Here is a 9,299-nt window from a genome sequence, read left to right as displayed (position 1 = left end):
GCCCGCGACGTTCACGTCCCGGATCCCGAAGCGGTCCGGGCTCGCGGAGCTGTTCGCCCCGGTGGGCGGCTTCGGCGTGACCCTGTCCAACATGTTCCGGCCGACCGTGACGGAGCAGTACCCGTCCGAGAAGGTGCCGAGCAAGCCGCGGTACCACGGCCGCCACCAGCTGAACCGGTACGCCGACGGGCTCGAGAAGTGCATCGGCTGCGAGCTGTGCGCGTGGGCGTGCCCCGCCGACGCGATCTACGTCGAGGGCGCCGAGAACACGCCGGAGGAGCAGCGCTCACCGGGGGAGCGGTACGGCCGCGTCTACCAGATCAACTACCTGCGCTGCATCTTCTGCGGGCTCTGCATCGAGGCATGCCCGACGCGCGCGCTGACGATGACGAACGACTACGAGCTCGCCGGGCCGACCCGCAAGGGGCTGATCTACGAGAAGCAGGACCTGCTCGCGCCCCTGCGCGAGGGGATGCTCGCGGCCCCGCACCCGATGGTCGAGGGCACGACGGACACCGACTACTACCAGGGCAAGGTCACCGGCTCGACCGAGGCGCAGCGCGCCTGGGTCGCGGAGCACCGTCCCGACGACCCGACGCTGCCCGGCGGCGCGGGCCTCGAGGCCGCCTCGGAGCCGGGCGAGACCGCCCAGGAGATGGCTCGCATCGTGGCGGGCGCGACGAAGCAGGGGCGTCGATGAGCGCGATCGCGACGCTGGCGCAGCTGCCGGCGGTCCTGCCGGCTGCGGACCTCGCCGGCGGCACGACGTCCACGGGCGAGGCCGCGCTGTTCTGGGTGCTGGCGCCGGTCATGGTGCTGGCCGCGCTCGGCCTGCTGTTCGCCCGCAAGGCCGTGCACGCCGCCCTCGCGGTGGTCCTGGTGATGATCAGCCTGGCGTTCCTCTACGTGGCGCAGGGCGCGATCTTCCTCGGCATCGTCCAGGTGGTCGTCTACACCGGCGCCGTGATGATGCTGTTCCTGTTCGTCCTCATGCTCGTCGGCGTCGACCAGTCCGACTCGCTCGTCGAGACCATCCGCGGGCAGCGGTGGATCGGCGCGCTGGCCGGGCTGGGCCTCGCCGTGGTGCTCGCGGGCGTGGTCGGGACGGCGGTCTACGGGCCGCCCACCGGCATCGACGCCGCGAACGCCGACTCCAACCCCGTCGGCGTCGCGCGCGTGATCTTCCAGGACTACGTCTTCGCGATGGAGGTCGTCGGCGCGCTGCTCGTGACGGCGGCCCTCGGCGCCCTCGTCCTGACGCACCGCCAGCGGCTCACGCCGCGCGTCGGGCAGCGCGAGCGGGCCGACGCGCGCGTCGCCGCGCAGGCGGTGCTCACGCCGCTGCCGGCGCCGGGCGTGTACGCGCGGCACAACGCCATGGACGTGCCCGCCCTCGGCCCCGACGGCCGGCCGCTGGAGCACTCGGTGCCCCGCGTGCTGCGCGTGCGCGGGCAGGAGGCGGACGCGCGCGAGTACGCCGCGCGCATCGACCGCGTCCTCGCGGGCGGGGCGGCGAACGAGCCCCTGCGCGACGAGCGGCCGCACGCGCCGGTGGACCCGCTCGAGACGCCGCCCCCGCAGGCGGGCGGCGACGCGAGCACGGTCAGCGGCGGGCACAGCGAGCAGGCGGAGGCGGACCGGTGAGCCTGACCAACTACCTGGTGCTCTCGGCGCTGCTGTTCAGCATCGGCGCGAGCGCCGTGCTGCTGCGGCGCAACGCGATCATCGTGTTCATGGGCGTCGAGCTCATGCTCAACGCGACCAACCTCATGCTCGTGACCTTCGCGCGGATGCACGGCGACCTCACCGGTCAGGTGCTCGCGTTCTTCGTCATGGTCGTCGCGGCCGCGGAGGTCGTCGTCGGCCTCGCGATCATCGTGGCGATCTTCCGAACCCGTCGCTCGGCCTCGGTCGACGACGCGAACCTGCTGAAGAGCTGAGGGGCGGCCCGTGCACACCCTGACTGCCCTCGTCGCAGCGCTGCCCGCGGCGCTGCCCCTCGAGACGATCGAGCCGATCGCGTCCGCGCCGGTGCGCGGCGGCATCTACGCCGTCGCCCCGCTGCTCGTCGGGCTCCCGCTCGCGAGCGCGGCGCTCCTGCTGCTGCTCGGCCGCCGCGCCGACCGGTGGGGCCACTGGCTCGGTGTGCTCGCCTCGGCCGGCGCGTTCGTCGTCGGTCTCGCGACCTTCGTCGCGCTGCTGGGCCGTCCCGCGGACGACCGCGTGCTCGACGTGCACCTCGGACGCTGGATCGACGCCGGCGCGTTCCACCTGGACGCCGGGATCCGGCTCGACCCGCTCTCGCTGACGTTCGTGCTCCTGGTGACCTTCGTCGGGACGCTCATCCACGTGTACTCGGTCGCGTACATGGAGCACGACGCGGACCGGCGCCGGTTCTTCGCGTACCTCAACCTGTTCGTCGCCGCGATGCTCGTCCTCGTCCTCGCGAACAGCTACCTGCTGCTGTTCGTCGGGTGGGAGGGTGTGGGCCTGGCGTCGTACCTGCTCATCGGGTTCTGGAACCACAACCTCCCGTACGCGGTCGCCGCCAAGAAGGCGTTCGTGGCGAACCGCATCGGCGACATCGGCCTGCTGGTCGCGCTCGGGCTGATGTTCGCGACGTTCGGCGGCGTGGACTTCCAGACGGTGCTGACGGCGGACCTCTCGGGCGTCTCCGAGGGCACGATGACCGCGATCGGGCTCATGCTGCTGCTCGCCGCGTGCGGCAAGTCGGCGCAGTTCCCGCTGCAGTCGTGGCTCGGCGACGCGATGGCCGGCCCCACGCCGGTGTCGGCCCTCATCCACGCCGCGACGATGGTGACCGCGGGCGTCTACCTCATCGTCCGCTCGAACGTCCTCTTCGACGCCGCGCCGACCGCCCAGCTCGTGGTGGTCGTCGTCGGCGCAATCACGCTGCTGTTCGGGGCGATCGTCGGCTGCGCCAAGGACGACATCAAGAAGGCGCTGGCCGCGTCGACGATGTCGCAGATCGGGTACATGGTGCTGGCCGCCGGGCTCGGGCCGGTCGGCTACGCGTTCGCGATCTTCCACCTGGTCACGCACGGCTTCTTCAAGGCCGGGATGTTCCTCGGCGCCGGGTCGGTCATGCACGGCATGGACGACCAGGTCGACATGCGCCGGTTCGGCGGCCTGGGCCGCTACATGAAGGTCACGTACTTCACCTTCATGGCCGGCTGGCTCGCGATCCTCGGCATCCCGCCGTTCGCGGGGTACTGGAGCAAGGACAAGATCATCGAGGCGGCGTTCGTCCCGCAGGACGGCCAGCTCTGGCGGGCCTGGGTGTTCGGGCTCGTCACGCTGATCGGCGCGGGGATCACCGCGTTCTACATGTCGCGCCTGTTCTTCATGACGTTCGAGGGGGAGCGGCGCTGGTCCTCGCGCCGGGACGGCGGCGACCAGCACCCGCACGAGGCCCCGGCGCTCATGACGTGGCCGATGATCGTGCTCGCGGTCGGCTCCGTCGGCCTCGGCGCGCTGCTCTCGGTCGGCGGCTGGTTCACGCACTGGCTGGAGCCCGTCACGGGGCACGCCGAGCACGGGGAGCCCGTCCTGCCGGTCTGGCTGATCGTCACCCTGACCCTCGTGCTGGTGCTCGCGGGCGGCGTGCTCGCCTGGCGCCGGTACGCGGTCTCCACCGTGCCGGTGGCGCCGCCGATCGGCACCGCGCTCACGCGGGCCGCCCGGGTGGACCTCTACCAGGACCAGGTCAACGACGCGCTGCTCGTCGAGCCCGGCCAGCACCTGACCCGCTCGCTCGTCTTCGTCGACGGCGCGGTCGTCGACGGCGGGGCGCACGGCCTGGGCAAGACCACCGTCGGGCTCGGCGCGCTGCTGCGCCGGCTGCAGACCGGGTTCGTCCGGTCGTACGCCGGCGGCATGCTCGCCGGCCTGGTCGTCCTCCTCGTCGTCCTCCTGGTCACCCAGAGCTGAAGGAGCCCCTGACCGATGTCCTTCCCCTGGCTGACCACCCTGATCGTGCTGCCGCTCGTCGGCGCGGTCGCGCTGTGGGTGCTGCCCGCCTCGCTGCGGACCCGCGCACGCGGCGTCGCGCTCGGCTTCGCCCTCGCGGAGCTGGCGCTGTTCGTCGTGGCGCTCACGCAGTTCGACACCGGCGCGGCGGGCACCCACCAGCTCACCGAGCTCCACCACTGGATCCCGGCGCTCGGCGTCTCGTACGCGGTCGGCGTCGACGGCGTCGGCATGCTGCTCATCGGCATGTCGCTGCTGCTGGTGCCGCTCGTCGTCCTGGCGGCGTGGCGCGAGCAGGGCAGCGAGACCGTGGCGAGCGACCGGCTGCGGCAGTACCTCGCGCTGGTGCTCGCGCTGACCGCCTTCATCGTCGCGGTGTTCGCGGCGCGGGACGTGTTCCTCTTCTACGTCCTGTTCGAGGCGATGCTCATCCCGGTCTACTTCATGATCGGGGGCTTCGGCGGGCCGAAGCGGCGGTACGCGGCGGTGAAGTTCCTCATCTACTCGCTGGCCGGTGGCCTGGTCATGCTCGTCGGCGTCATCGCGCTGTACCTGCAGGGGCCGCGCGGCGCGGAGGGCTTCCTCACGGCGAACCTCACGGGCCTGCCCCTGGACCCGACGACCGAGCGCTGGCTGTTCCTCGCGTTCTTCCTGGCGTTCGCCATCAAGGCGCCGATGTTCCCGGTGCACACCTGGCTCCCGGACGCCGCCGAGCAGGCGCCCGCCGGCACGTCCACGCTGCTCGTCGGCGTGCTCGACAAGGTTGGCACCTTCGGGATGCTCACGCTGTGCCTGCCGCTCTTCCCGGCCGCGTCGCGCTGGTTCGCCCCCGCGGTGATCGTGCTGGCGCTCGTCTCGATCCTGTACGGCGCGCTGCTGGCGATCGGCCAGAAGGACCTCATGCGGCTCGTCGCGTACACCTCGGTGTCGCACTTCGGCTTCATCGTCCTGGGCATCTTCGCCTTCACGTCCACGTCGGTGGCCGGCTCGTCGTTCTACATGGCGAACCACGGCTTCTCGACGGGAGCGCTCTTCCTGGTCGCCGGCTTCCTGGTGGCCCGGCGGGGCTCGCAGCAGATCGCCGACTTCGGTGGCCTGCAGAAGGTCGTGCCCGTGCTCGCCGGGCTGTTCCTCGTCATCGGCCTCTCGGCGCTGTCGCTGCCCGGCCTGTCGACGTTCGTCAGCGAGTTCCTCGTCATCGTCGGCACGTTCGCCCGCCACCCGGCGGCCGCCGTCGTGGCGACGCTCGGCGTCGTGCTCGCGGCGATCTACGTGCTCTGGACGTACCAGCGGGTGTTCACCGGACCCGTGCGACCGGGGCTCGAGGGCATGGCGGACCTGCGCTCCCACGAGCGCTGGGCCGTCGCCCCGCTCGTCGCGATCATGCTGGTGCTCGGCTTCGTGCCCGCGCCCGCGCTGGACCTCGTGCGGCCGCCCGCGGCCGTCACGCTCGAGCAGGTGGGCGTCACGGACGTGCCGACGACCGCCCAGGGAGGCGACCGATGAGCTTCACCGCACCCCACGTCGACTGGGCGGCGATCGCCCCCGTCGCCGTCGTCCTGGTGGCCGCCGTCGTCGGCGTCCTGCTCGAGGCGTTCGTGCCGGCGCGCGTGCGGCGCACGACGCAGGTGGCGGTCGCGTTCGCGGCCCTGGCCGGCGCGCTGCTCGCCGTGGCGCTGCTCTGGCCGTCCGTGCGGGACGACGGCGGGCGCGACGTCATCGGCGGCTCGCTGGCCGTCGACGGCGTGACGCTCGTCGTGCAGGCGACGATCCTCGTGCTGTCGATCGTCGCGCTGCTCGTCATCGCCGACCGCACGTCGACCGGCCTGGACGCGTTCGCCCCCTCCGCGGCGTCCATCCCGGGCTCCGACTACGAGGCGCTCGCCCGCACGAAGGGGCTGCAGCAGACCGAGCTGTACCCGCTGCTGCTCTTCGCGGTCGGCGGCATGCTGGTCTTCCCGGCGACGTCCGACCTGCTCGTGCTGTTCGTCGCCCTCGAGGTGCTGTCCCTGCCGCTCTACCTCATGACCGGCATGGCACGGCGACGGCGGCTGCTGTCGCAGGAGGCGTCGCTCAAGTACTTCCTGCTGGGCGCCTTCGCCTCCGCGCTGCTGCTGTTCGGCATCGCGCTGCTCTACGGGTACTCGGGCTCCCTGAAGCTCTCGGAGATCTCCGCGGCGACGCAGCAGGTCACCGGGACCGAGAGCCTGCTGCTGGTCGGCGCGGTGCTCGTCATGGCGGGCCTGCTCTTCAAGGTCGGCGCCGTGCCGTTCCAGGCGTGGACCCCGGACGTGTACCAGGGCGCCCCGACGCCGATCACCGCGTTCATGTCCGCCTGCACGAAGATCGCCGCCTTCGGCGCCCTCCTGCGGTTCGTGTACGTCGGCCTGCCCGGGATGCAGTGGGACCTGCAGGTCGTGCTGTGGACGGTCGCGATCGCGACGATGGTGGTGGGCACGGTCGTCGCGCTGGTGCAGACCGACATCAAGCGCGTGCTCGGCTACTCGGCCGTCGCGCACACCGGCTTCATCCTCACCGGCGTCGTCGCGCTCAACGAGCAGGGCCTGCACGGCACGCTCTTCTACCTGCTCGCGTACGGCGCGGCGTCCGTCGGTGCCTTCGCGGTCGTCTGGCTCGTGCGCGAGCGCTCGGTCGGCGCCGACGGCGGCGAGGGGGACGTGCTCGGCGAGGCGACGCACCTGTCGCAGTGGGCCGGGCTCGGCCGCCGCCACCCCGTGCTCGCCGGCGTGTTCACGCTCTTCCTGCTCTCGTTCGCGGGGATCCCGCTGACGGCCGGGTTCATCGGGAAGTTCAGCGTGTTCTCGGCGGCGGTCGAGGGCGGCGCGTGGCCGCTGGCGCTCGTCGGCGTGCTGAGCTCCGCCGCGGCCGTGTTCTTCTACGTGCGGATCGTCGTGCTCATGTACTTCACCGAGCCGGCGGTCCCGGGCGCGCCCGAGCAGGACGGCGGGACGGCCGCGGTCGAGCAGGCTCCGGTCGAGCAGGCTCCGGTCGAGGCGGCGCCGGTCGAGGCGTCGGGCGCGACGGCTGCGACGCTCACGGCCGAGCGCACGGCGACCGGCGAGCGCACCGTCACCACGACGGTCGTGCGCGGCCGCGGCGTCGTCGCGGCGGTGACCGTGTGCGCCGTGCTCACGGTGCTGCTCGGCGTCGCGCCGCAGCCGGTGCTCGACGCGATCGCCTCGATCGCCACGTTCCTGCCGTGACCGTCGGATGAGCGCGCCACCCCGCCCGGGTCCGGGCTGCCCGAGGGGCGTCCGGACGCGACGTCGCAGGCGAGATAGGTTCTGGGTGTGACTGCCACGGCCATCCCGCTCGCCGACCATGCGCTCTCCGAGCGGCTCGCGGCCCGTCTGGAGCTCGTCGAGGAGCGGCTGCGCGACGCCGTCGCGCACGCCGACGCCCTCGCCGACGACGCGTCGCGGCACCTCGTCAACGCCGGCGGCAAGCGGCTGCGCCCGCTGCTGACGCTGCTGACGGCGGAGCTCGGCGACGGGGAACGGCGGGAGGTCATCGACGCCGCGGTGGTCGTCGAGCTCACCCACCTCGCCACGCTGTACCACGACGACGTCATGGACTCCGCGCCCGTGCGGCGCGGTGCCCCCGCCGCGCACGAGGTGTGGGGCAACTCCGTCGCCATCCTCACCGGCGACCTGCTGTTCGCCCGCGCGTCGGCGACCGTCGCGGGGCTCGGGCCCGAGGCGGTCCGCATCCAGGCGGGCACCTTCGAGCGGCTGTGCCTCGGCCAGCTGCACGAGACGGTCGGCCCGCGCGACGACGAGGACCACGTCGAGCACTACCTGCGGGTCCTCTCCGACAAGACGGGGTCGCTCATCGCGACGTCGGCCCGGCTCGGCGCGATGTTCGCCGGCTGCCCGAGCAGCGTCGTCACCCTCGTCACGGAGTTCGGCGAGCAGATCGGCATCGCGTTCCAGCTGGCCGACGACGTGCTGGACCTGACGTCCGACGGCACGCTCTCGGGCAAGACGCCGGGCACCGACCTGCGCGAGCGCGTCCCGACGATGCCCGCCCTGCTGCTGCGCCAGCGCGCGGCGTCGCCCGGCGCCACCGCCGCGGACCGCGAGGCGCTCGCCGCCCTGGACGCCGACCTCTCGGACGACGACGCGCTCGCGCACGCCGTCGCGCTGCTGCGGGTCCACCCGGTCGTCGAGGAGACGCGCGCGCTCGCGGTCGAGCGCGCCCGGGCGGCGCTCGCGGTTCTCGAGCCGCTCCCCGACGGGGCGGTCAAGGACGCCTTCGTCTCGTTCGCCGACGCCCTCGTCGACCGGGCGAGCTGAGCCGGACCGGGCCGGAGAGGGCCGGAGCCGGGCCCGGCGGGCCCGACCTGGCGCCGAGGGGCGCCGGCGTCTGGCACCATGTCGGCGGCCCGTGCTGCGGCACGAGCCCCCGCGCCGTCGCGCGCCCGTCCCGTCAGGAGGTCGAGTGAGCCACTCGCCGTACGGCCCGCCGTCACCGGCTCGCCGCGACGTGCGCGCGCACGCCCCGGTGCCGGCCGTCGCGTCGCTCGCGCCCGTCGGCCTGCGCGTGCTGGCGTACGTCGTCGACCTGGTCGTCATGGCGGTCCCGGTCGCGGTCGTCTACGCGCTGGTCGTGGTGCCCGCCGTGCAGCAGGGCCGGCCGTCGGCCGCGGCGCTGCTGCTGCCGTCGGTCGCGGCGCTGGTCGTGGCCGTGGCCCAGTGGCTCGCGGAGGCGTTCACGGGCGCGACGGCCGGCGGTGCCGCGGTCGGCATCCGCACCGTCGCCGTGGCGACCGGCCGGCCCGCCGGGCTGGGGCGCGTGCTGCTGCGCCAGCTCGTCGTGGGGGTCTCGTCGCTCGCGTGCCTCGTCGGGCAGTGGGTGGTCGTCGCCTCCGCCGCGTTCGACCACGGGCTGTACATGCAGGGGTGGCACGACCGAGTGGCGGGGACGTACGTCGTGCGCGCGTCCGCGCTGCGCGAGCCCGCGCACCAGCCGGCGTCCGCGTGGGCCGGCGCTCTCGAGCGGACGCTGGGTCCCGCTCCCGTGCCGGACCCCGGCCCGCCGCCCGTCGCGCCGGAGACCGACCCCGAGGCGTCCGGCGACGGCCTCGCGACGGCCGCCACGGACGTCGTGCCGAGGATCCCCGCGCCGCCGCTCATCGACGTCCCGCCCGCCGTGCGCCCGCTGAGCGGTCCGTCGTCCCCCGACGCCGCCGTCATCACGGGCTTCTCCCTGACGCAGGCCGGTCCCTCCGAGGCGGGGGCGGTCCCGGACGTCGCGGACCCGCCGGCCCCGGCGGACGCGCCGCCGCC

8 protein-coding genes are annotated in these 9,299 nt (G+C 73.6%); all 8 read left to right on the top strand.

The window, feature by feature from the left end; all coding sequences use genetic code 11:
• Positions 1–22 precede the first annotated feature (22 nt).
• On the top strand, positions 23–700 hold the full coding sequence (nuoI, locus tag HGCM_RS00945; RefSeq protein WP_081596421.1) for an NADH-quinone oxidoreductase subunit NuoI: 678 nt from the start codon (positions 23–25) through the stop codon (positions 698–700).
• Complete coding sequence (locus HGCM_RS16285; RefSeq protein ID WP_019135024.1) at positions 697–1,644, top strand: NADH-quinone oxidoreductase subunit J; 948 nt, start codon at positions 697–699, stop codon at positions 1,642–1,644. Before nuoI ends, HGCM_RS16285 begins: the two co-directional genes overlap by 4 nt.
• Positions 1,641–1,940, top strand: a complete 300-nt coding sequence (nuoK, locus tag HGCM_RS00935) for an NADH-quinone oxidoreductase subunit NuoK (RefSeq protein WP_019135023.1) — start codon at positions 1,641–1,643, stop codon at positions 1,938–1,940. Before HGCM_RS16285 ends, nuoK begins: the two co-directional genes overlap by 4 nt.
• 10 nt (positions 1,941–1,950) lie before the next feature.
• Entirely contained in the window at positions 1,951–3,951 is a 2,001-nt protein-coding gene (gene nuoL, locus HGCM_RS00930; RefSeq protein ID WP_019135022.1) for an NADH-quinone oxidoreductase subunit L, read from the top strand.
• Between the two features lie 15 nt (positions 3,952–3,966).
• Entirely contained in the window at positions 3,967–5,496 is a 1,530-nt protein-coding gene (locus HGCM_RS00925) for an NADH-quinone oxidoreductase subunit M (protein ID WP_019135021.1), read from the top strand.
• Positions 5,493–7,214: an NADH-quinone oxidoreductase subunit NuoN gene (gene nuoN / locus HGCM_RS00920; RefSeq protein WP_019135020.1), complete on the top strand. Its 1,722-nt coding sequence runs from the start codon at positions 5,493–5,495 to the stop codon at positions 7,212–7,214. The genes HGCM_RS00925 and nuoN overlap by 4 nt, the downstream gene beginning before the upstream one ends.
• 87 nt (positions 7,215–7,301) lie before the next feature.
• A complete protein-coding gene (locus HGCM_RS00915; protein WP_019135019.1) occupies positions 7,302–8,306 on the top strand; it encodes a polyprenyl synthetase family protein in 1,005 nt (334 codons plus the stop codon).
• A gap of 145 nt (positions 8,307–8,451) precedes the next feature.
• A partial coding sequence (locus HGCM_RS18635; protein ID WP_019135018.1) for an RDD family protein occupies positions 8,452–9,299 on the top strand: 848 nt, incomplete at its 3' end.

This window comes from Cellulomonas massiliensis JC225, assembly GCF_000312005.1.
GTDB classification, from domain to species: domain Bacteria; phylum Actinomycetota; class Actinomycetes; order Actinomycetales; family Cellulomonadaceae; genus Cellulomonas; species Cellulomonas massiliensis.
Note: the sequence above shows the minus strand (reverse complement) of the source record. Positions and strands in the feature narration are given on the sequence as shown.